Origin of the sequence: Streptomyces europaeiscabiei, assembly GCF_036346855.1 — a bacterium.
Lineage (GTDB): Bacteria > Actinomycetota > Actinomycetes > Streptomycetales > Streptomycetaceae > Streptomyces > Streptomyces europaeiscabiei.
In genome coordinates this window covers 7,456,000-7,477,084 of the sequence record NZ_CP107841.1, presented here as the reverse complement: position 1 = coordinate 7,477,084, position 21,085 = coordinate 7,456,000, and the positions used below count along the sequence as shown (strand labels likewise).

Below are 21,085 nucleotides of genomic sequence, written 5' to 3'. Positions count from 1 at the left end.
CCCACCCGGGCGAACCGGACGGGGGCCCACGACAACATCAACGCGTCCGTCAGCCGGAGCCCACGAACAGCACCAGCAGCAGCCACACCACCGGCGCGGTCGGCAGCAGGGAGTCCAGGCGGTCCATGATGCCGCCGTGGCCCGGCAGCAGCGTGCCCATGTCCTTGATGCCGAGGTCCCGTTTGATCATGGACTCGCCGAGGTCGCCCAGCGTGGCGCTGGCCGCGACGGCGAGGCCGAGGAGCAGTCCCTGCCACCAGGCTCCGTCGTCGATGACGAACTCCATGAGCAGGGCACCCGCGACCATGGCGAAGGCGATCGCGCCGAGCAGCCCCTCACGGGTCTTGCCGGGGCTGATGCGCGGCGCGAGCTTGTGGCTGCCGAAGCGCCAGCCGACGGCGTACGCGCCCGTGTCGCTGACCACGGTCAGCAGCAGGAACACCAGGACCCGCTGCGGCCCGTCGTCGGCGGTGAGCATGAGCGCGACGAACGTGGCCAGGAACGGCACGTAGAAGGCCGCGAAGACCCCGGCGGTGACGTCCTTGAGATAGTTCTCCGGCGGCTCGGTCATCCGCCAGACGAGGACGGCGAGCGCGGTGAGCGCCATGGCCACCCAGGCACCCTCGGGCCCGCGTACGTACCCGGCGACGACCATGGCGGCCCCGCCGACCGCGAGCGGTACGAGGGGTGCCTTGATGCCCTTGCGTTCCTGCAGGCGCGAGGTGAGCTCCCACAGTCCCACCACCACGGCGACCGCTATCACGCCGACGAAAGCCGCCTTGACGATGAACAGCGAGGCGACGATGACCACTCCGAGACCGACGCCGACCCCTATGGCGGCGCCCAGGTCACGGCCCGCGCTCTTCTTCTGCGGGGCGGGCTGCGGGGCGTCGGGCATGGGCTCCGGCTTCTGCGGCGCCGCCCCGTAGGGGTGCGCCGACGGCGTCTCGTCGCGGAACAGGGGGCCGGCCTGCCGAGCGGCCCCCCGATCGTCGTCCTGGTTCCCGCCATGCGCGGGTACGTCGGGCACGATGGGCATGGGGCGAGTCTGCTGGGCCTCAGGCGCATCGTACGTGGGACCCGCCGGGGTGTGCCCCTGGACAGGTCCCCGGTCGGTCGGCGCCCAGTACCCGGCTTGTGGCGGCGCCCCCCAGGAAGAGTCGTTCATCAGACCTCGAGGAGCTCCGCTTCCTTGTGCTTGAGCAGCTCGTCCACCTGGGCGACGTACTTCGCCGTGGTGTCGTCGAGCTCCTTCTCCGCACGACGGCCCTCGTCCTCGCCGACCTCGCCGTCCTTGACGAGCTTGTCGATCGCGTCCTTGGCCTTGCGGCGGACCGCGCGGATGGACACCTTGGAGTCCTCCGCCTTGCTCCTGGCGACCTTGATGTAGTCGCGGCGGCGCTCCTCCGTCAGCTCGGGGAACACCACCCGGATGATGTTGCCGTCGTTGCTCGGGTTGACGCCGAGGTCGGAGTCGCGGATCGCCTGCTCGATGTTGCGCAGGGCGGTCTTGTCGAACGGGGTCACCACGGCCATGCGCGGCTCCGGCACCGAGAACGAGGCCAGCTGGTTGATCGGCGTCAGCGCACCGTAGTAGTCGGCCACGATCTTGTTGAACATCGCCGGGTGCGCACGACCGGTGCGGATCGCGGCGAAGTCGTCCTTGGCGACGACGACGGCCTTCTCCATCTTCTCCTCGGCCTCGAGGAGGGTCTCTTCGATCACCACTTGCTCCTGCGTGTCTTGAGTGGGCCCGGCAGCTGTACTTGGTCAGGTCGGCGGCCGGCTGCGTCGCGTCTTGTTCCTGCACGGTTCCCGACCGGCAGGACATTGTCCATCCCCTCGGTCAGGCTCCGTCCCCCGGGCAGGGGAAGGACCCGGTCAGGCCCGGCTTCCCTGATCACCCACGAGAGTGCCGATCTTCTCACCCTTGACGGCCCGCGCGATATTGCCCGCCTTGAGAAGCTCGAACACGAGGATCGGAAGCTTGTTGTCACGGCAGAGCGTGATCGCGGTGGCGTCGGCGACCTTCAGGTCGCGGGTGATGACCTCGCCGTAGCCGAGGGAGTCGAACTTGACCGCGTCCGGGTTGGTCTTGGGGTCGGAGTCGTAGACCCCGTCCACGCCGTTCTTGCCCATGAGCAGCGCCTGGGCGTCGATCTCCAGGGCGCGCTGGGCGGCGGTGGTGTCGGTGGAGAAGTACGGCATGCCCATACCGGCGCCGAAGATGACCACACGGCCCTTCTCCAGATGGCGCACGGCGCGCAGCGGGATGTACGGCTCGGCGACCTGGCCCATGGTGATGGCGGTCTGGACGCGGCTGTCGATGCCCTCCTTCTCCAGGAAGTCCTGGAGGGCGAGGCAGTTCATGACCGTGCCGAGCATGCCCATGTAGTCGGAACGGGCCCGGTCCATGCCGCGTTGCTGGAGTTCGGCGCCGCGGAAGAAGTTGCCGCCGCCGATGACGACCGCGATCTCCGCGCCGTCGCGTACGACGGCCGCGATCTCCCGGGCGATGGCGTGCACCACGTCCGGATCGACGCCGAGGCCACCGCCCCCGGAGAACGCCTCTCCGGACAGCTTCAGCATGAACCGGCCGCGTTCCGCTTTGCTTTCGTCGCTCTTCTCGGGCTTGGTGGTCATGGAGATCTCGCCTCTTTACGTGTCGCACATACGAAGAAGGCCATTGCCGGTGGGGTGGTGTTCGCATCCCATGCGCGGCAATGGCCTCCTCGTCAGATCCGCTGTCGTCCGTCGCGCGTCACGCGCGCACGTGGCGTGCGTACGCGAACGACTGCACTCGACCCTATCGGGGCCGGGCGCCCGTCGCGTAACGGAGTCAGATGCCGACCTTGATGCGCGTGAAGCGCTTCAGGGTGACACCGGCCTCGTCCAGGACCTTCTGGACGGACTTCTTGTTGTCCAGCGCGTACGGCTGGCCGAGCAGCGTGGCGTCCTTGAAGAAGCCGTTGAGGCGACCCTCGACGATCTTCGGCAGGGCGGCCTCGGGCTTGCCCTCGGCGCGGGTGGTCTCCTCGGCGACGCGGCGCTCGGACTCGACGACCTCGGCCGGCACGTCCTCCTTGGCGAGGTACTTCGGCGCGAAGGCGGCGATGTGCTGGGCGATGCCCTTGGCCACGTCGGCGTCGGCCTTGTCCAGCTCGACCAGGACACCGATCTGCGGGGGCAGGTCGGGCATGGTGCGGTGCATGTAGGAGAAGACGAAACCGTCCGCGTACTGCGCGAAGCGGTCGAGGACGATCTTCTCGCCGAGGTTGGCGTTGGCCTCGTCGACGTACGCCTGGACGGTCTTGCCGGCCTCGATCTCGGAGGCGAGCAGGGCCTCGAGGTCGGCCGGGGAGGTCTTGGCGACGTGCTCGGCGATCGCGGCGGCGGCGGCCTGGAACCTCTCGCCCTTGGCGACGAAGTCCGTCTCGCACTTCAGCTCGACCAGGACACCGGAGGTGTTGTCGTCGGCGATGAGGGAGACAACGGCGCCGTTCTCGGCGGAGCGGCCCTCGCGCTTGGCGACGCCCTTCTGGCCCTTGATGCGCAGGGCCTCGACGGCCTTGTCCACGCTGCCCTCGGCCTCGTCCAGGGCCTTCTTGCAGTCCATCATGCCGGCGCCGGTGAGCTCACGGAGCTTCTTGACGTCGGCGGCGGTGTAGTTCGCCATGATCTGTGAATCTCTTCTCGGAGTTCGAAGTCTCGAAGTCGGCGTCCGCCGCCGCTCGTAGGGCGGGCGCCCGCCGAAGATCTACGGGCTGTGGGTGAACGGCGGGTGGCGCGCTCGGCGCCACCCGCCGTCACCTGGACAGCTCTACGACCGTGAAGGTCAGGCCTGCTCGGCGTCCGCGGCCGGAGCCTCGGCAGCGGCCGGGGCCTCCTCGGCGGCGGGAGCCTCGGCAGCGGCCTCGGCCGGAGCCTCAGCGGGGGCCTCGGCGGCAGCCGGAGCCTCGGCCTCAGCGGCCGGAGCCTCGTCGGCCTTCTTCTCGCCCTCGAGCAGGTCGCGCTCCCACGCGGCCAGCGGCTCGCCGGCGGCCTTGTCGCCCTTGCCCTCGGTGGCGACACGCGAGCGGGAGATGAGACCCTCGGCGACCGCGTCGGCGATCACACGGGTGAGCAGCGTGACGGAGCGGATCGCGTCGTCGTTGCCCGGGATCTTGTAGTCGACCTCGTCGGGGTCGCAGTTGGTGTCGAGGATGGCGACGACCGGGATGTTGAGCTTCCGGGCCTCGCCGACCGCGATGTGCTCCTTCTTGGTGTCCACGATCCAGACGGCGCTGGGCACCTTCTGCATCTCGCGGATACCGCCGAGGGTCTTCTCCAGCTTGGCCTTCTCACGCGAGAGGACCAGGAGCTCCTTCTTGGTCAGACCCGAGGCCGCGACGTCCTCGAAGTCGATCTGCTCAAGCTCCTTGAGGCGCTGCAGACGCTTGTAGACGGTCGAGAAGTTGGTGAGCATGCCGCCCAGCCAGCGCTGGTTGACGTAGGGCATGCCGACACGGGTGGCCTGCTCGGCGATGGCCTCCTGCGCCTGCTTCTTCGTGCCGACGAACATGACCGTGCCGCCGTGGGCGACGGTCTCCTTGACGAACTCGTAGGCGCGGTCGATGTACGACAGCGACTGGAGCAGGTCGATGATGTAGATGCCGTTGCGCTCGGTGAAGATGAAGCGCTTCATCTTCGGGTTCCAGCGACGGGTCTGGTGACCGAAGTGGACGCCGCTTTCCAGCAGCTCCCGCATCGTGACGACGGCCATGGCCGTTCTCCTTGATTTTCTCGGTTGTGCCGCGGGAACCGGACGGCTCCCGCGCCTGACGCCCGCGATGCGCCGTTGCCACGAAGGACCGAGGGGCGCTGATACGGACCACAGACGGGCCTCGTACCGGGGCGTGCGAAGTCGACCCGGTGACCCGGATCGCCACCAGAAGTGTACGGGACCCAAGGGGTCCCGGGTGACGTCGATATCCACAACCGACGAGTACTCCACAGATCCCGGCCATGATCGCCCGGTTCACGGGACGCTTGCCCCATGTCTCACGAGATGTCCCGCGAGCGAACGACCCGACGGCGTGCGGGGGTGTGGACGGCCCTGCTGTGCCTGGCGTCGACACTCCTGGTCACGGCCTGGACGACGGCACCGCGCGCGGCCCCGGGACCACCGGCCCCCGCGGAGCCCGTCCCCGCCGTGGGAAGCTCCTGGCCCGTGGGCCTGCGCCCCCTGGTGGTCCGCGCCTGGGAGCCACCGCCCACCCCCTACGCCCGCGGCCACCGAGGCGTCGACCTGTCCGCCCCGGCCGGGTCCCCGGTGCGCACGGTGGCAGCGGGCCGTGTCTCCTTCGCGGGCCGGGTGGCGGGCCGGGGAGTCGTCACCATCGAACTGACCGGCACCGGCGACCCACCCCTGCGCACGACCTACGAACCGGTCCTGACATCGGTGAAGAAGGGCGACGAGGTGACCGCGGGCGCCCTCCTGGGCACGCTGGAGGCAACTCCCTCCCACTGCCCGACAGCATGCCTCCACTGGGGCCTGCGCAGAGGGGAGACCTACCTGGACCCGCTGTCGCTGCTACCGCCATGGCTGCTGCGGAGAGGCCCCTCACGCCTGTTGCCGGTGCCCGCGTAGTCGTGCCGACGAAGCGTCGCACCGCCTCCCCGGCCGCGGGCAGTCGCACCGCCTCCCCGGCCGCGGGCAGTCGTACCGCCGGAGCGGCACGGGTGGGCGCAGCCGGGGCCCGGCCGGCGCCGGTGAGCGAAACCCACTCCCGCCCAGGTAGCTGGAGTTGACGCGCCGAGCCGTGACGGCTCAGCCCTGGTTTCGGGCGCCCGAGCCGCGAGGGGGCTCAGCCCCGCACACCCCGCAGAGCCATCCCCACGGCCGCCTCGGTGATCGCGGAGGGATCCTCGGCGGCCCCCAGCTCGATACGGCGCACAGCCGCGTCCACGACCCCCTGCAAGAGCATCGCGGCCAACCGCGGCTCCCCATGCCCCAGCGCCGCGAGCGCCTCCACGATCATCGCGACGAGCCCGCCGTGCGCAGCCCGGATCTTCTCCCGCGCCCCGGCGTCCAGCTCGCTCGCCGAGATCGCCACCACAGCCCGATGCCGTCGGTCCCCGACCAGCTCCAGCTGTTTGCGGACGTACGCCTCGACCTTGCCCTCGGGCCGCGCGACCGCGGCCATCGCCGCCTCGACCTCCGCCGCCCAGACGGGAAAGTCGACCTCGCACAGTTCCTCGACCACAGCGGCCCGCGACCGGAAGTACTCGTACACGGACGACCTCGCCAGCCCCGTGCGCTCGGCGAGCGCGGGGAACGTCAACGCCTCCGTCCCACCCTCGGACAGCAGGGACCGCGCCGCGTCCAGCAGGGCGGCTCGCTGCATCGACCGGTGCTCGGCCACGGAGGCCGCTCGAATCCTTGGCACGTCAACCACTCTACGGACGGACCGCCACCCACGGGAGTGCCTTCCCCCGGCCAGCCCCCGACAGGGGCCGCGCCGACGCCCGCCGACGCCCGGCCCCGCACCACAGCTCACCAGGTCGGACCGGGGTCAACGGCCGAAACTCGCCAGCTTCGCCCGTAGCTGCAGCACCGACTTGGTGTGGATCTGACTCACCCTGCTCTCGGTGACCCCCAGCACGTTCCCGATCTCCGCGAGCGTGAGCCCCTCGTAGTAGTACAGCGTGACGACGGTCTTCTCCCGCTCGGGCAGCGTGTTGATGGCCCGTGCCAGGAAGCGGCGCAGCTCCCGGTCCTCGGCGACCTCGACCGGGTTGTCCGCGGCGGTGTCCTCCAGCGTGTCCATCAGACTCAGCCGGTCACCGCCCTCGCCACCGACATGCAGCAGCTCCTCCAGCGCCACCACGTTGGCCAGTGACAACTGACTGAAGACCGAGTGGAGTTCATCGACCGCGATACCCATTTCGGCGGCCACCTCGCCCTCACTCGGGGTGCGTCGGAGCCGCGACTCCAGGGTGGCGTAGGCCCGCTCCACGTTGCGTGCCTTCTGCCGCACCGACCGGGGGATCCAGTCCAGCGCGCGCAGCTCGTCGATCATGGCACCCCGGATCCGGGTGATCGCGTACGTCTCGAACTTGATCTCCCGGTCGATGTCGAACTTCTCGATCGCGTCGATGAGCCCGAAGACCCCGGAGGAGACGAAGTCGGCCTGCTCGACGTTGGCCGGCAGCCCGACGCTCACCCTGCCCGCGACGTACTTCACCAGCGGCGAGTAGTGCAGGATCAACTGCTCGCGCAGCCGTTCGTCGCCCGTCGTCTTGTACGTCCGCCACAGCTCGTCGAGTGTCGAGGGGGCGGGCGGGCGCACGGTGCCGCGAGCGGCGGAGGGTACCGCCGCCCGGTCAGACCCGGAGGTGTGCTGGGGCATTCGTCGCCTTGTGCCGTTCTGCCGTGAACTGGGGGTGCCTGGGTGAGCTGTCGGTCTGATGTCGAGTTGCCTGTCCTGAGACGGAATCCTCGTGAGCGTAGCGTGACTGGAGAGTCGCAGTGCGCGAAGGGCGGGGGATCGCCGGTGCGCAGATACGTTCCGCTGGAGGTCCCGCGGAGTCAGGGTGATCGCACAGCGTGATCGGGCCGGGACACCAACTGCCGGAAACCGCAAGGCTGTCGGCTTTCCCCCGGACGGCCGAACACGCTCGGTCAACCTCGCCTCCGATCCGACGAGACGGAGATCATCGCCTGGCGTGTCAACTTCCAGCCGTCGCCGTGTCGTTCGACGTATCCGAGTGCGCGCAGTTCGTACAGTCTCCCGACCGCGTCGTCGACGGTCGTGCCCGCACCCCGGGCGACCTCGTCGGCGGCCACGGTCCCCCTCCCGGGCAGCGCGGCGAGAACCCGCCGCGCTCCGGGTTCCAGCAGGTCACGGGGGAGCACGGGCCCCCGTCGGGCGGGCGCCAGCTCTCCCATGTCACCCACCAGCTCGACGACTTCGGCGGCGTCGGACACAAGCACGGCATCGCCCCGCAGCAGTTCGTGCACGCCTGCCGAGAGGGCCGAGGTCGCGGGCCCCGGCACACCCATCGTGAAGCGGCCCAGCCGCTGTGCCGCCCGCGCCGTGACCAGCGCGCCGCTGCGATAGGCCGCCTCCACGACCACGGTCCCTGCGGTGAGCGCGGCGATCACCCGGTTCCGCAGGATGAACCGGCTCGGCGTCGGGTGCTCCCCCGGCGGCAACTCCCCCACCACCAGACCCTGTTCGGCGATCCTGCCGATCAACTGCGCGTGCCCCCTGGGGTAGGGCCGGTCCACCCCGCATGCCAGCACGGCGACGGTCGCCCCACCGACCCCGAGCACCCCCCGATGCGCGGCCCCGTCCACGCCGTACGCACCGCCGGACACGACCACCCACCCTCGCTCGGCCAGCCCCGCCCCGAGCGCGGCCGCCATATGCGCCCCGTACTCCGTACAGGCCCGCGCCCCCACCACGGCCACGGACCGCAATGCCCACATCCGCACATTGGCCTTCCCCCGCACCCACAACCCCACGGGCCGCCCGTCCCCGAGGTCATCGAGCTGCCCGGGCCACTCGGCATCCCCGGGCACGAGGAACCGGACTCCCGCTTCCCTCGCATGGGCCAGGTCCCCTTCGGGGTCGGCACGGCCGGAGCGGGCGCACAGTCCCGCCCACCGCTTCTCCGAGGCCTCCGGGAGCGATCGCCCGCCCTCGGAGAGCCTGCGCACCAGCTCCCGGGCTCCGAACTCCCGTAGCCACCGCCCCCCGAGTTCGTCCCCGGGTTCGAAGACCCGGGCCAGGAAGGCCCGGTCGAGCCGCTCGGCATCCGGCGCGCCGCCGCCGGTCATGGCTCACACGCCGACGGGCCGCAGGCCCCGCCGGGCCTCACGTCAGCGCTCCGATCGCCATCGGCACCCCGCGCGGCACTCCGGTGCGCAGTTGCAGCGCCAGGTTGACGTCCGTCGCGTCCGGACGGTCGTGGCCGACGAGATCGGCGATGGTCCAGCCGACCCGCAGTACCCGGTCCAGGCCGCGCGCGGTCAGCACTCCCCGCTCCAGGCAGCGCTCGGCCTCGTCCATCGCGCCCGGGGTCGGGTGCCACCGGCTGCGCAGCTCGCGCCCCGGTACCTCGCTGTTCGTCCGCCAGGGGGTGCCGACCAGACGCGCGGCCGCCCGCTCCCTGGCCGAGCGCACACGGTCGGCCACCGTCGCCGTCGACTCGCCCCGGGCCCCACGCCGGGTGAGTTCGGACCGGGTGATCCGGTCGACCTCGACCCGCAGGTCGACCCGGTCCAGCAGCGGCCCGGAGAGCCGGGCCTGATAGCGACGGACCGACGCGGGCGGACACTCGCACAGGTCGTCCGTGCGCGAGAAGCGGCCACAGGGACAGGGATTCGCGGCGAGCACCATCAGGAACTTCGCCGGGAACCGCACCACTCCCGCGCTGCGCGCGATCACGACGTGCCCGGCCTCAAGCGGCTGTCGCAGGGCGTCCAGGGCGTGACTGCCGAACTCGGGGGTCTCGTCGAGGAAGAGGACCCCACGGTGGGCGAGGGAGACCGCACCCGGCCGTGCGACACCCTGGCCGCCACCGACGAGGGCCTGCATCGTGGCCGAGTGGTGAGGGGCGCAGTAGGGCGCCACGTCGACCAGTGGTTTCCCCACCGGCAGCAGACCGGCGATCGAGTGGACCGCCGTGACCTCCAGCGACTCCTCCCTGGCCAGCTTCGGCAGAATGGCCGGCAGCCGCTCGGCCAGCATCGTCTTGCCCGCGCCCGGCGGACCTTCCAGGAAGAGATGGTGGCCGCCGGCCGCCGAGACCTCCACGGCGGTCCGGGCAGCGAGTTGACCGACGACGTCGGCGAGGTCGTGGCCCAGGTCCTGCTGCGCGGCTCCCGTGGTGTGCATCCCGGTGGCCGCACCCGTGCCCGGCAGCCGGAGTCCCGCCATGAGCGGGTCCGGGCGGCCCTCGTCGGGCTCCTCGTCCGGCACGGGTTCATCCGCGAGCACGGCGATCAGCTGCCGCAGGGTGCGCACGCCCAGTACCGAGACGCCGGGCACCAGCGAGGCCTCCGCGGCAGCGCACTCCGGCACCACCACCTGCTCGTATCCGGCCTCGGCGGCGGCCAGCACAGCGGGCAGGATGCCCCGCACCGGCCGGACCCGCCCGTCGAGTCCCAGCTCTCCGATCATGACGATGTCGGAGAGCACCTGCGGATCGATCCGCTCGCAGGCCCCCAGGACCGCGCACGCGATCGCCAGGTCGAACCCACTGCCGGCCTTGGGCACCGATGCGGGACTGAGCCCCACCGTCAGCTTCTTCTGCGGCCACTCGGCGCCCGAGTTGACCACCGCCGCCCTGACCCGGTCCTTGCTCTCCGTCAAGCTCTTGTCCGGCAGCCCCACCAGCGTGAAGGCCGCCACCCCCGGTTCCAGGTCGGCCTGGACCTCGACGACGACGCCCTCGACGCCGACGAGGGCCACGGAGCACGTGCGGGCGAATCCCATCAGGCCACCCCCCGCACGTGTTCCACGACGGGGGCACCGCGGTCGGGGAGGACGACGCCCACGATGTCGATGCGGACGCCGCCCGGTGGGCTCCCTCCGTGTTCCTGGAGCCAGCGTTCGGCGAGGCCGCGCAGTCGCTCGGCCTTGGTGGTCGTGACGGCCGCCATCGGATGTTCGAAGGGGCCGGCCCTGCGGGTCTTCACCTCGCAGACGACCAGCGCGTCCCCGTCGCGCGCCACGATGTCGATCTCGCCGGTCCTGCCGCTGCGCCAGTTGCGCTCCAGGACCGTCATCCCGGCCTCGGCCAGCCGCCGCGCGGCCAGCTCCTCGCCGTATTTGCCGAGTGCACCTCGTGCCTTGCTCATGTCGGCACCACCTCCGGCGCCAACACTGAGGGCCACTCAGTCCGCTATTGGATCTTGGTGGACAAGCAGCCGATTGTGGATAACTTCATCACCCACACGGATGACGACACGACGAGCGCGGTCACCAGCCCGCAGCGCCCCCACCCGCCCCGAACCGGCCTCAGCTGCCCGGCAGCTCCAGATCGCTCTTGTTCAGCTCCTCGATGTTCACGTCCTTGAACGTGAGCACCCGCACCTGCTTCACGAACCGAGCCGGCCGATACATGTCCCACACCCAGGCATCCGCCATCGACACCTCGAAGAACACCTCACCCTGTACCGAGTGCACCTGCATCTCGTAGTCGTTGGTCAGGTAGAAACGCCGCTCGGTCTCGATCACGTATTTGAACAGACCGACGACATCGCGGTACTCCCGGTAGAGCTTCAGCTCCATCTCGGTCTCGTACTTCTCGAGGTCCTCGGCGCTCATGGCATGTTCCCCTTCAGCCGTGCGATCCCACCATTGTGCGCCAGTCCCGCGAGCCCCTAGACAATTTCGGTGTCGAGGACCACGGGTCTGGCCGGGGGACCCTCGTCGAGCAGTGTGCGGAGCAGTTCGGCGAGTCTGGTCGGGTACACCGTCTCATGCGTCCGGGCCAGTTCCCCGCACGTCCACCAGCGTGCTCCGGCGACGCTACGTCGTTCCAGCTCCGTGAGGCCCGCCTCGACGGGCACCACCCGGCGCGTATCGGTGGTCCGGGCGAGGTAGTACCACTCGTCCTGGTCCCAGCGGCGTCCGGCGAAGGGGAAGGAGCACATCCGCCGCCAGAGCACGGGACCGAGCTCCACGTCCGTGATCCCGGTCTCCTCCGCGAGTTCCCGCAGGGCTGCCTTCTCACGGGTCTCCGCGCCCTCCACGCCGCCGCCGGGCGTGAACCACCAGTCGTCGGCCGGATCGTCCGGCTCGTGCCCGTGCAGCAGCAGGATGCGGTCCCGCGGATCCAGCAGGATCACCCGGGCCACCCTGCGCAGCCCGCCCGCGTACGTGTCCTCAGCCGACAACGGCCGGCTCCGACTCCGTGGTGCGCCTGCGCCCGCCGATCCGCTTGGCGACGGGTCCGTAGGCCGCGCCGCCCAGGACGAGCACCATGCCCACTGCCAGCGCGGCGGTGATCAGCCGCAGCGGGCCGGGAGAAGAGAGCGCGCCGAGCTTCTCGAAGCCCGTGGGGCGGGCCAGCATGCCCTCCATGGGCCAGACGACGGCGTCCACGCGCGCGTCCACGTGGGCACGCGGCACCGTGCCGCTGCCGGCCTCGGTGAGGTGGGCGGTGGAGTCCAGGGAGCCGCTGCGCTCGTCGCCGAGGAGGAACAGCCGGCCCTTGGGAACCTCGATCTCCGGGATACCGGTCAGCTCGGCCGCCTGGCCCTCGGGCAGATAGGCCTCGTCGATCTTCTTGCCGTTGACGGTCAGCTTGCCGTCGGTGCAGCAGGCGACCGTGTCTCCGCCGACCGCGACGACCCGCTTGACCATGGCCGAGTTGCCCCAGGTCTCCTGCCGGAAGACCACGACGTCACCGCGCTTGATCTCGGCACCGTCGATCCGCTCGGCGAGGATACGGTCCCCGGAGGTGATGGTGGGGGCCATGGAGTCGGTGGGCACGGTGTAGGGCGCGTAGGCGATCGCGCCCCACACGAAGCCGCCCAGGAAGAGCACACAGCCGAGGGCCACGGCCAGTCCCGACAGCGTGCTGCCGAGCCGTCCGTGGCCCTCGTCCGTACGACCAGTCGTCCCGCTCATCCCAGTGCTCCCCCAGGTCGGAGAATCGACCGTCCGGGCCCCTTGCGGGCCGCGGAAGACCGGCGATCTGGGACGGCACCCTACCCGGCGGTACGCGTACCAGAAACCCTCGGGCTCTCGGCGGCCAGAAGGCGGCGCCGGCGCCACAGCACCAGCGGCACCGCGCCCGCGAGGCCGAGCGCGCCGGGAGCGGCGGCGCTCAGGTTCTGGTCGAAGGTGTCGGGAATCGGCAGCGTGGACCAGCGGGTGGGCGGCCAGGCGACCACGATGGCGCGGCCCACGACCTGGCTCACGGGGACCATGCCGTCGTTCGTGTCGTTCTGGTGGTAGCGGGAGTCCAGCGAGTTCTGCCTGTGGTCGCCCATGACCCAGATTTTGCCCTTGGGTACCTTCACCTTGAACTGACCACCGGTGTCGTCGACGGTGCAGGGGGTGTTGCCCGGGTACACGTAAGGCTCGTTCAGCGCCTTGCCGTTCACCTTGAGCGGGCCCGTGCCGTCGCACTCCACGGTGTCGCCGGCGACGCCGATGGTCCGCTTGATGAGGTCCTTCTCCTCGGCGGACGGCATCAGGCCGATCCAGCCGAGGACACGCTGCACGGCGTTGGGCTCCAGGGTGGGTTCGCCGTTCAGCCAGCCGTCGGGGTCGTGGAAGACGACGACCTCGCCGCGCTCGGGCTCGGAGCCGAACCACGGGGTGAGCTTGTCGACCAGGACCCGGTCGCCCTCCTGGAGGGTGTTCTGCATCGAATCGGACGGGATGGAGAACGCCTGTACCAGGAAGGTCTTGATCAGCAGCGCGAGCACCAGCGCGATACCGACCAGGATCGGCAGTTCCTTCCAGAAGGAACGCTGCTTCTTCTTGGGCCTCTCGTGCTGGTCGCCGTCGTCGACCGAGGTACGGGCTCCGTCACCGCCGTCGGTTCCGCCCGGGGAGTCACTCCCGGCGTCGGCCGAACCCTCGGAATTCACGACGCCCTCCACGTTCTCCGCGGCCGGGGAAGCCGCCTCGTCGGATCGCTCCGGCCGTTCTTCGGAACCACCGTGTCCGGACCGTGCGCCGACCGCCAAATCCCCCACATCCACTCCTCACTCCGTACCGCCGCCCGCGCCACAGCCGGTGCAGGCCCACCACTCCCATAACGAGCGGGAGTTCCGCAGGGGTCGGGAGAGGGATCAATCCGTTTCGATCCGCGGAGGCCACCCTATGCGAAGCGCCGAGGGCGGTGGTCGACCCGCTCGGCACGGCGGTGAATGTGTCCGGCTCCTCCAACTGCCCCCAGTGGCCGACCGGCCAGGCGATGACCACGGCCCGGCCGACGACGGCATCTTCCGGGACCGTGCCGCCGAACTGCGCCGTTTGGGAATCGTCGCTCTGGTGGGCGCGCGAGTCGGCGGAGTTCTCCCGGTGGTCGCCCATGACCCAGAGGCGGCCCTGGGGCACGGTCACCTGGAACTGCTGGGTCGAGGGCTGGTTGCCCGGGTGGATGTACGCCGTCTCGTCCAGCGGCATGCCGTTGACGGTGACGAGGCCCTGGGTGTCGCAGCACTTGACGGTGTCGCCGCCGACCGCGACGACCCGCTTGATCAGGTCCTGTTCGTCGTCGGACGGGAGGAGGCCGATGAACTGCAGGCCTTCCTTTATCTGCTTGATGACGATCGGGTCCTCGGTGGCGGCCGTCGTCTGCTCGTCCTCCAGCCAGCCGCCCGGGTCCTTGAAGACGACGACGTCCCCGCGGGTGGGCTTGGAGCCGAACCAGGGCGTGAGTTTGTCGACCAGGACACGGTCGCCGATCTGGATCGTCTGCTCCATGGAGCCTGACGGGATCACGAACGCCTGGACGAGGAAGGTCTTCAGGACCAGGGCTATGAGGACGGCGACCCCGACGAGGAGGGGGATCTCCTTGACCGCGGAGCGACGCCTGCGCGCCTTGATCTTGCGGGCGAGCTTGCGCCGTTCGACCCGGCTCGGCCGGGCGGCCCCGCCGGACCGCCGCGTGCCGGTGGGCAGCAGGTTCTCGGCGGCGGTGCTGGGAGCCGCACCGCGGGGTTTGCCGCGGTTACCCATGCGCACCGCCGACGGCGGCGGACACACGCGCGTAGGCGTCCGGACGGTCCAGACGCCTCCAGTGGTCGGCGGGCCAGGCGATCCAGTCGGCCCTGCCGATCACGGAGTCGAGAGGGACCATGCCGCCGCCGGGCGACCCCAGATGGTCGCGGGAATCGCTGGAGTCACTGCGGTGGTCGCCGAGGAGGAACAGCCTGCCCTCGGGGACGACCACGTCGAAGGGTACGTTCGACGGGCTGTCGCCCGGGTACAGAAACGACGACTCGTCGACCCACCGGCCGTTCACCTCAAGCCTCCCCTGCTGGTCGCAGCAGACCACCCGGTCTCCCCCCACGCCGACAACGCGCTTGATGTAGTCGGCGTTCCCGAAGTAGCCGGTGCCGTCGAACACGACGACGTCACCGCGCTGCGGCTCAGATCCGAAACGGTACGCCAACTTATTTACGAGAACGCGGTCCCCGATCCTCAATGAACGGGCCATGGAGCTGCTGGGAATCTGGAACGGCTGCATCACGAAGTTGCTGAAGAGCGCCAGAAAAAGCAGGCAGATCAGCACGGTCAGGGTGTAATTCCCACCCGGCACCCACTCGGTGGTCCGGTCCACCCATGCGAAACGCGACCGCTCCTCAGGCCCTCCTGTGTCGGAGATCTCCTCGGAGACCTCGTCGCCGGAAGGGCGAGGGGAACGGTCGCGCTCCATGTGCTGCTGTGCTTCGGTGTCCATCGGGGCCAGATCGTATCCGGCCCCGCTGTGACGACCTTTTGTGACTCGAGTCGAGACTCGAGCGCGCGATCAGTTGTCGCGCTTCTCCTTGATCTTCGCCGCCTTGCCGCGCAGCTCGCGCAGGTAGTACAGCTTGGCGCGGCGGACGTCACCACGGGTGACGAGCTCGATCTTCTCGACGATCGGGGTGTGCACCGGGAAGGTGCGCTCGACGCCGACGGAGAACGAGACCTTGCGGACCGTGAAGGTCTCGCGGACACCGGCGCCCTGGCGACGGATCACAACGCCCTTGAACTGCTGCACACGAGAGCGGTTGCCCTCGATGACGCGGACGTGGACGTTGACGGTGTCACCCGGGCGGAAGGCCGGGATGTCGCTGCGCAGCGACGCGGAGTCGACGGAGTCGAGCAGGTGAGACATTTCGTCTGCTTTCTTCGCCCATGCCACAGGTCATAGGCGGGAGCTAGGTGTATCGAGAGGATGCTGTCCGTGTCGGGGCGGGCGTCGTGTCCCCCTGCGGCAGGGGCGCGCGCCGGACGACGCACAACAGCGGCCTATTCTTCCACGTCCTGCGGCCGCCGCCAAAATCGGCCGTACGGCTCCCCCTCCGGATCCGGGGCCCAGCCCAGGATGGAGAGCATCTCGCGGTCCTTCTTGTCGAAGGCCTTGGGGTGGCAGTGCTCGATGAGGTCGGGCCGGTTGGCCGCCGTACGTGTCAGGGCCTCGTCGCGCCGCCAGCGAGCGATCCTGCCGTGGTGCCCGCTGAGCAGCACATCGGGGATGCCGCGGCCGCGCCACTCGGGGGGCTTCGTGTAGACCGGCCCCTCCAGGAGGTTGGCCATGGCGCCGGGCGCGAAGGAGTCGTCCCGGTGGGACTCGGCGTTGCCGAGGACGCCGGGCAGCAGCCGCGCCACGGCCTCGGTGACGACGAGGACGGCCGCCTCGCCGCCGGCGAGCACATAGTCGCCGATGGACACCTCGTGAACGGGCATCCGGGTGGCGTACTCGTCGATCACGCGTCGGTCGATGCCCTCGTAGCGCGCCGGCGTGAAGACCAGCCAGGGGCGCTCGGAGAGTTCGACGGCGAGTGCCTGGGTGAAGGGGCGGCCGCTGGGGGTGGGGACGATGAGCGCCGGCTCGCGGGCACCCGACTCGTAGCCGTCGGCGAGGACGGAGTCCAGGGCGTCGCCCCAGGGGTCCGTCTTCATGACCATTCCGGGGCCGCCGCCGTAGGGGGTGTCGTCGACCGTGTTGTGCCGGTCGTACGTCCACTCCCGCAGGTCGTGGACGTGCACGTTCAGCTGTCCACGCGCGCGTGCCTTGCCTACGAGGGAGACGTTCAGGGGTTCGAGGTACTCGGGGAAGATCGTGACGACGTCGAGCCGCATCAGATCTCGTCCCCGGCCGGTCCGGAGGGATCCGCGGCGGACTCCTCGTCGGCGTCCTCTTCGTCGGCGTCCCGGGCGGAAGCGATCTCCGCCCGGTCGTCGATCAGGCCCGGCGGCGGGTCGATGACCGCCCGCTGCTCGGTCAGGTCGATCTCGGTGACGATCTTCTCGACGAACGGGATCATCACCTCGCTCCCGTCCGGCCGCTCGACGATGAAGAGGTCCTGGGACGGCAGGTGCGAGATCTCGATGATCCGGCCGACCTCGGTTCCGTCCTTGGTGACCACGTCCAGGTCCATCAGCTGGTGGTCGTAGTACTCGTCCTCTTCCTCCGGCAGTTCCTCCGGGTCCACCTCCGCGATCAGCAGGGTGTTGCGGAGGGCCTCGGCGGCGTTGCGGTCGCGGACGCCCTCGAAGCGCAGGATCAGCCGGCCGCTGTGGACCCGGCCGGTCTCGATGGTGAGCGGCCCCGTCGAGGCGGGGTCCGTGAACAGGACGGCGCCGGGAGCGAGCCGGAGTTCCGGCTCGTCGGTGCGGACCTCGACGGTGACCTCGCCCTTGATGCCGTGGGCGCGGCCGATCCGTGCGACTACGAGCTGCACTGTGCTTGATCTCCTGTCATACGACTACGGGCCGGGGACGGCCCAGTGGCCTTCCCCGGCCCGAGCCGGTGCTGCGCATGTTGTCAGCGGACGTGGTCCACGTCGACGAGGTCGACACGGATACCGCGGCCGCCGATGGCGCCCACGACGGTACGCAGGGCGCGGGCGGTACGGCCGTTGCGGCCGATCACCTTACCGAGGTCTTCGGGGTGGACCCGGACCTCGAGTACGCGTCCACGGCGCAGGTCGCGGGAAGCCACCTGCACATCGTCGGGGTAGTCGACGATGCCCTTGACGAGGTGCTCAAGAGCCTCCTCGAGCATGCTCAGGCCTCGGTCGACTCGGACTCGGCGGCAGCCTCGTCCTTCTTGTCGGCCTTCTTCTTCTGGGTGATCGCCTCACCCTTGCCCTCGTCGTCGCCGCCAAGGGACTCGAACGACGGACGCGCGGACTTCGGCTGAGCCACGAGGAGCGGCGCCGGAGCGGGCTCGCCCTTGAACTTCTGCCAGTCGCCGGTCTTCTTCAGGATGGCGAGCACAGGCTCGGTCGGCTGCGCGCCGACACCCAGCCAGTACGCGACGCGCTCCTCGTCGACCTCGATGACCGACGGGTGGTACGTCGGGTGGTACTTGCCGATCTCCTCGATCGCACGGCCGTCACGACGGGTGCGGGAGTCGGCGACGACGATGCGGTAGTGAGGCGAACGGATCTTGCCCAGACGCTTCAGCTTGATCTTGACTGCCACTGGAGTGGGTTCTCCTGGATTTGACGTGATTGGGCACGGCGAGAAGGCCGCGTGGGGTTGCGGTACCCGAGTGCCCGATGGACGCGTCAGCCGGAGGAGAGAGGGGTCCTGTGCGACTGTCGAGTACAGCTAGCCATTGTGCCACACGCTGCGCTTCGCCTCTTACCGGGGCTGGACGAAGCCATGCCGAAGCGGCACCCGGCGCCAGGGCCTTTCACCTGCCCCGGCGCACGGAGCGCCTCCCCAGCGGCACAACTGCCGCAGCCACGCATGACCGCGGCTGCACCCCACGGTGCGGCTGAACCAGAGCCCACGAGCTGTGTACGGCTGCCACGAGCAGTCGTCGTCCCAGCTCGTCGGCCGTCACGCCGCGCCCACGACCTCCGGGATACGGAAGGGCTTGCCGCAGCCGCCGCAGACGATGGGGGCCTGGGCGAGTACGGACGGGACGACCCGGACGTTGCGGCCGCAGTCGCAGACGGCCTTCACGCGGACACCGCCGCCGGAGGAGCCGTGGCGGGCGGCCGGGCCCCGGAAGCTGCGGGCCGTGTCCGCGGAGGTCGCCGCGGTGTGGGCCTTGAGGGCGCGCTGCAGTCTGTCGATGGTCGGGCGGTAGCGACGCTTGGCCTCGGGGTTGAGCGTGACCAGCGAGAAACCGCTGCTGGGGTGCGGTTCATCCGGGTGGTCGAGGCCCAGCTCCTCGGCGATCGCGAGGAATCTGCGGTTGTGGTACCGGCCGGCCCGGGAGGTGTCGCGGACTCCGCGCGCGGCGGCGATGCCATGGACTGCCTCATGAAGCAGTCGCTCGAAGGAGAGTTCGTGCCCGCATGCGGACGACGACTCCCCGATCAGTGACTCGGGAGCGGCAAGATCCGGCAGTTCGGGGTGGTGCCGTTGAATGTCGGCCCACGCCTGTGCCAGTTCTGCGGCGAGAACAGGTGGTGTCTGTGTCGTGCTCACGTAATGACAACGAGCCGGAGTGCCCGTGTGTTCCGATTCCGGGCCATCCCAAATAATTTGCACGTACCCGTCAGTTGCCACTAGTGCGTCCTGACGAGGGCGGGTGCGCTGATCTGCGGAGAAGCCTCGCAGCTCACCACAAGGCGGTACGTAGCAGCACGTACGCCCACCCGTCTCCCACCACCACCCTCAACCGAGGCCCTGTCGGGCCGCCCCTCCTGACAGGCGCGTAGACGAGGTCCGCGCGCCGGGGCACCTGTGGTCGTCGGACGCGCAAGGGGCGTTTCGGCCGCTCTCCCGGCGGAACGGAGCGCTCTAGTAAGCGCGCGCCACCACGGCGACGTTACCGGGTGCATCGTAGGAGTCGGGCACCGACCCGTCCTCGGCGACCAGACACCGTACGGTCACGGCGTGTTCCCCGAGCTTGCTCTCGCCGTCCTCGCCCAGCGTCGACCAGGGAATACGCGCCCAGCCACCGACCCCTGCGGCCTCGATCGCCTCGTCGAGCGTGGACACCTCGGTCGTACGGGACTCGCGGCGCTCGCGCGACTGCTTCAGAAGGAGCGCCTGGTCCTCCTCGAGGATCGCGGGCAGCAGGTGTGCGAGTGCGTCGACGGCGACCGGTTCCTTGCCGCCCGGGATGCGGCGGACGAGCATCGCGGTGCCGTTCTCCAGGTCACGGGGGCCGATCTCGATGCGTACGGGGACGCCCTTGAGTTCCCAGTCGACGGCGCGGCGGCCGAAGGGGATGTCCGTGCGGTCGTCCACCTGGACGCGGACACCCGCGGCCTTCAGCCGGGCGCCGAGTTCGCGGACCTTGGCCAGAACCGCGTCGTCGCCCTTGATCGCGAGCACGACGACCTGGATCTGGGCCAGCCGGGGCGGGACCCGCAGGCCGTTGTCGTCGCCGTGCATCATCACCAGGGCGCCGATCATGCGGGTGGTGGAGCCCCAGGAGGTCTGCCAGACGAGTTCCTGCTTGCCCTCCTTCGACAGGTACCGGGTGTTGAAGGCCTTGGCGAAGTTCTGGCCCAGTTCGTGGCTGGTGGCCATCTGGAGGGCCTTGCCGTCGCCCATCATGCCTTCGAGGGTGAGGGTGTTGATGGCGCCCGCGAATCGTTCCCTGACGGTCTTGCGGCCGGGGAGGACGTCCATCGCGAGGACGTTCACCATGAAGTCCTCGTAGACCTCCCGGTGGATGTGCGCGGCGAAGTCGCGCGCCTCCTCGTACGTCGCGTGCGCCGTGTGGCCCTCCTGCCAGAGGAACTCGGTCGTGCGCAGGAACAGTCGGGGGCGCAGCTCCCAACGGACCACGTTCGCCCACTGGTTGATCAGCAGCGGCAGGTCGCGGTAGCTCTGCACCCACTTCGAGAAGTAGTCGTTGATGATCATCTCGGAGGTGGGGCGGACCACGGCGGGCTCTTCGAGGTCCTTGCCGCCTCCGTGCGTCACCACGGCCAGCTCGGGCGCGAAGCCCTCGACGTGCTCGGCCTCCCGGGTGAGATACGACTGCGGGATCAGCAGCGGGAAGTACGCGTTCTGCGTGCCCGTCTCCTTGATCCGGGCGTCCATCTCCTGCTGCATCCGCTCCCACAGCCCGTACCCGTACGGTCGGATGACCATGGTGCCGCGCACCGGTCCGTTGTCGGCCAGCTCGGCCTTGGTGATCAGATCCTGGTACCAGCGCGGGAAGTCGTCCGCGCGGGGCGTGAGTACGGGTGCCTTGGCCATGGCGCGATGGTACGGGTCCACGTTGCGGGGATGTGAATTCTTTTGTTCACTCCCAGACAGTCCGCAAGCCGGTGTCCGAGACCCCTGGACGACTCGCCGGGTGCGGAGTTTCCTGGCATACGGGGGGAGTGCGAGCGCGCACTGCCACGGGGGCCAGGAAATCCGGCAACGGCAACTCACGGCGGATTGGGGCGCTTTCGATATGACACCTACGCTCGTGCGGCAGCAACTGCCTCGCGCGG

The 21,085-nt window shown here is 69.8% G+C and carries 24 protein-coding genes; 1 reads left to right on the top strand and 23 read right to left on the bottom strand.

The window, feature by feature from the left end; genetic code table 11:
* Positions 1 to 49: 49 nt before the first annotated feature.
* From OG858_RS32835 to rpsB, 5 genes are all read right to left on the bottom strand, one after another.
* Positions 50 to 1,168 (bottom strand): phosphatidate cytidylyltransferase, encoded by a 1,119-nt coding sequence (locus OG858_RS32835; protein WP_086747932.1) that lies wholly within the window; start codon positions 1,166 to 1,168, stop codon positions 50 to 52.
* Complete coding sequence (gene frr / locus OG858_RS32830) at positions 1,168 to 1,725, bottom strand: ribosome recycling factor (protein WP_037696051.1); 558 nt, start codon at positions 1,723 to 1,725, stop codon at positions 1,168 to 1,170. Before frr ends, OG858_RS32835 begins: the two co-directional genes overlap by 1 nt.
* 156 nt (positions 1,726 to 1,881) lie before the next feature.
* On the bottom strand, positions 1,882 to 2,643 hold the full coding sequence (gene pyrH / locus OG858_RS32825) for a UMP kinase (protein WP_086747931.1): 762 nt from the start codon (positions 2,641 to 2,643) through the stop codon (positions 1,882 to 1,884).
* Between the two features lie 196 nt (positions 2,644 to 2,839).
* On the bottom strand, positions 2,840 to 3,676 hold the full coding sequence (tsf, locus tag OG858_RS32820) for a translation elongation factor Ts (protein WP_086747930.1): 837 nt from the start codon (positions 3,674 to 3,676) through the stop codon (positions 2,840 to 2,842).
* 159 nt (positions 3,677 to 3,835) lie between these two features.
* The gene (gene rpsB, locus OG858_RS32815) at positions 3,836 to 4,762 is read right to left on the bottom strand and encodes a 30S ribosomal protein S2 (protein ID WP_086747929.1); all 927 of its coding nucleotides are present in this window, start codon (positions 4,760 to 4,762) and stop codon (positions 3,836 to 3,838) included.
* 273 nt (positions 4,763 to 5,035) lie between these two features.
* On the opposite strand from rpsB, the gene OG858_RS32810 reads away from it, so the two are divergent.
* A complete protein-coding gene (locus OG858_RS32810) occupies positions 5,036 to 5,629 on the top strand; it encodes a M23 family metallopeptidase (protein ID WP_086747928.1) in 594 nt (197 codons plus the stop codon).
* A gap of 217 nt (positions 5,630 to 5,846) precedes the next feature.
* On the opposite strand, the gene OG858_RS32805 is transcribed toward OG858_RS32810, so the two are convergent.
* From OG858_RS32805 to proS, 18 genes are all read right to left on the bottom strand, one after another.
* A complete protein-coding gene (locus OG858_RS32805; RefSeq protein WP_086747927.1) occupies positions 5,847 to 6,404 on the bottom strand; it encodes a TetR/AcrR family transcriptional regulator in 558 nt (185 codons plus the stop codon).
* A gap of 150 nt (positions 6,405 to 6,554) precedes the next feature.
* Entirely contained in the window at positions 6,555 to 7,391 is an 837-nt protein-coding gene (gene whiG / locus OG858_RS32800) for an RNA polymerase sigma factor WhiG (RefSeq protein ID WP_037696035.1), read from the bottom strand.
* Positions 7,392 to 7,663: 272 nt separating this feature from the next.
* The gene (dprA, locus tag OG858_RS32795; RefSeq protein WP_319266404.1) at positions 7,664 to 8,824 is read right to left on the bottom strand and encodes a DNA-processing protein DprA; all 1,161 of its coding nucleotides are present in this window, start codon (positions 8,822 to 8,824) and stop codon (positions 7,664 to 7,666) included.
* 37 nt (positions 8,825 to 8,861) lie between these two features.
* Positions 8,862 to 10,484 (bottom strand): YifB family Mg chelatase-like AAA ATPase, encoded by a 1,623-nt coding sequence (locus tag OG858_RS32790; RefSeq protein ID WP_086749633.1) that lies wholly within the window; start codon positions 10,482 to 10,484, stop codon positions 8,862 to 8,864.
* Positions 10,484 to 10,849 carry a YraN family protein gene (locus tag OG858_RS32785; RefSeq protein WP_086749634.1) on the bottom strand — a complete coding sequence of 122 codons (366 nt, stop codon included), beginning with the start codon at positions 10,847 to 10,849 and terminating at the stop codon, positions 10,484 to 10,486. The genes OG858_RS32790 and OG858_RS32785 overlap by 1 nt, the downstream gene beginning before the upstream one ends.
* Before the next feature lie 160 nt (positions 10,850 to 11,009).
* Positions 11,010 to 11,318 carry a DUF2469 domain-containing protein gene (locus OG858_RS32780; RefSeq protein ID WP_005311352.1) on the bottom strand — a complete coding sequence of 103 codons (309 nt, stop codon included), beginning with the start codon at positions 11,316 to 11,318 and terminating at the stop codon, positions 11,010 to 11,012.
* 56 nt (positions 11,319 to 11,374) lie between these two features.
* A complete protein-coding gene (locus OG858_RS32775) occupies positions 11,375 to 11,890 on the bottom strand; it encodes an NUDIX hydrolase (protein WP_086749635.1) in 516 nt (171 codons plus the stop codon).
* Positions 11,880 to 12,626 carry a signal peptidase I gene (gene lepB / locus OG858_RS32770; protein ID WP_319066700.1) on the bottom strand — a complete coding sequence of 249 codons (747 nt, stop codon included), beginning with the start codon at positions 12,624 to 12,626 and terminating at the stop codon, positions 11,880 to 11,882. Before lepB (OG858_RS32770) ends, OG858_RS32775 begins: the two co-directional genes overlap by 11 nt.
* Positions 12,627 to 12,706: 80 nt before the next feature.
* Positions 12,707 to 13,597, bottom strand: a complete 891-nt coding sequence (gene lepB / locus OG858_RS32765; RefSeq protein WP_319066699.1) for a signal peptidase I — start codon at positions 13,595 to 13,597, stop codon at positions 12,707 to 12,709.
* Positions 13,563 to 14,693, bottom strand: coding sequence for a signal peptidase I (gene lepB / locus OG858_RS32760; RefSeq protein ID WP_328544192.1), 1,131 nt, complete (start codon positions 14,691 to 14,693; stop codon positions 13,563 to 13,565). The genes lepB (OG858_RS32765) and lepB (OG858_RS32760) overlap by 35 nt, the downstream gene beginning before the upstream one ends.
* A complete protein-coding gene (lepB, locus tag OG858_RS32755; RefSeq protein ID WP_319266408.1) occupies positions 14,686 to 15,417 on the bottom strand; it encodes a signal peptidase I in 732 nt (243 codons plus the stop codon). The genes lepB (OG858_RS32760) and lepB (OG858_RS32755) overlap by 8 nt, the downstream gene beginning before the upstream one ends.
* A gap of 69 nt (positions 15,418 to 15,486) precedes the next feature.
* Complete coding sequence (gene rplS, locus OG858_RS32750; protein ID WP_013000407.1) at positions 15,487 to 15,837, bottom strand: 50S ribosomal protein L19; 351 nt, start codon at positions 15,835 to 15,837, stop codon at positions 15,487 to 15,489.
* Between the two features lie 134 nt (positions 15,838 to 15,971).
* Entirely contained in the window at positions 15,972 to 16,805 is an 834-nt protein-coding gene (gene trmD / locus OG858_RS32745; RefSeq protein WP_319266410.1) for a tRNA (guanosine(37)-N1)-methyltransferase TrmD, read from the bottom strand.
* Complete coding sequence (gene rimM, locus OG858_RS32740) at positions 16,805 to 17,407, bottom strand: ribosome maturation factor RimM (RefSeq protein WP_319266412.1); 603 nt, start codon at positions 17,405 to 17,407, stop codon at positions 16,805 to 16,807. Before rimM ends, trmD begins: the two co-directional genes overlap by 1 nt.
* 83 nt (positions 17,408 to 17,490) lie before the next feature.
* Complete coding sequence (locus tag OG858_RS32735; protein WP_086746545.1) at positions 17,491 to 17,730, bottom strand: RNA-binding protein; 240 nt, start codon at positions 17,728 to 17,730, stop codon at positions 17,491 to 17,493.
* A 2-nt stretch (positions 17,731 to 17,732) separates the two neighbouring features.
* Entirely contained in the window at positions 17,733 to 18,152 is a 420-nt protein-coding gene (gene rpsP, locus OG858_RS32730; protein ID WP_328544193.1) for a 30S ribosomal protein S16, read from the bottom strand.
* 363 nt (positions 18,153 to 18,515) lie between these two features.
* Positions 18,516 to 19,112 (bottom strand): hypothetical protein, encoded by a 597-nt coding sequence (locus OG858_RS32725; RefSeq protein WP_086746543.1) that lies wholly within the window; start codon positions 19,110 to 19,112, stop codon positions 18,516 to 18,518.
* Between the two features lie 315 nt (positions 19,113 to 19,427).
* Positions 19,428 to 20,843 (bottom strand): proline--tRNA ligase, encoded by a 1,416-nt coding sequence (gene proS / locus OG858_RS32720; RefSeq protein WP_319066697.1) that lies wholly within the window; start codon positions 20,841 to 20,843, stop codon positions 19,428 to 19,430.
* Positions 20,844 to 21,085: the final 242 nt, after the last annotated feature.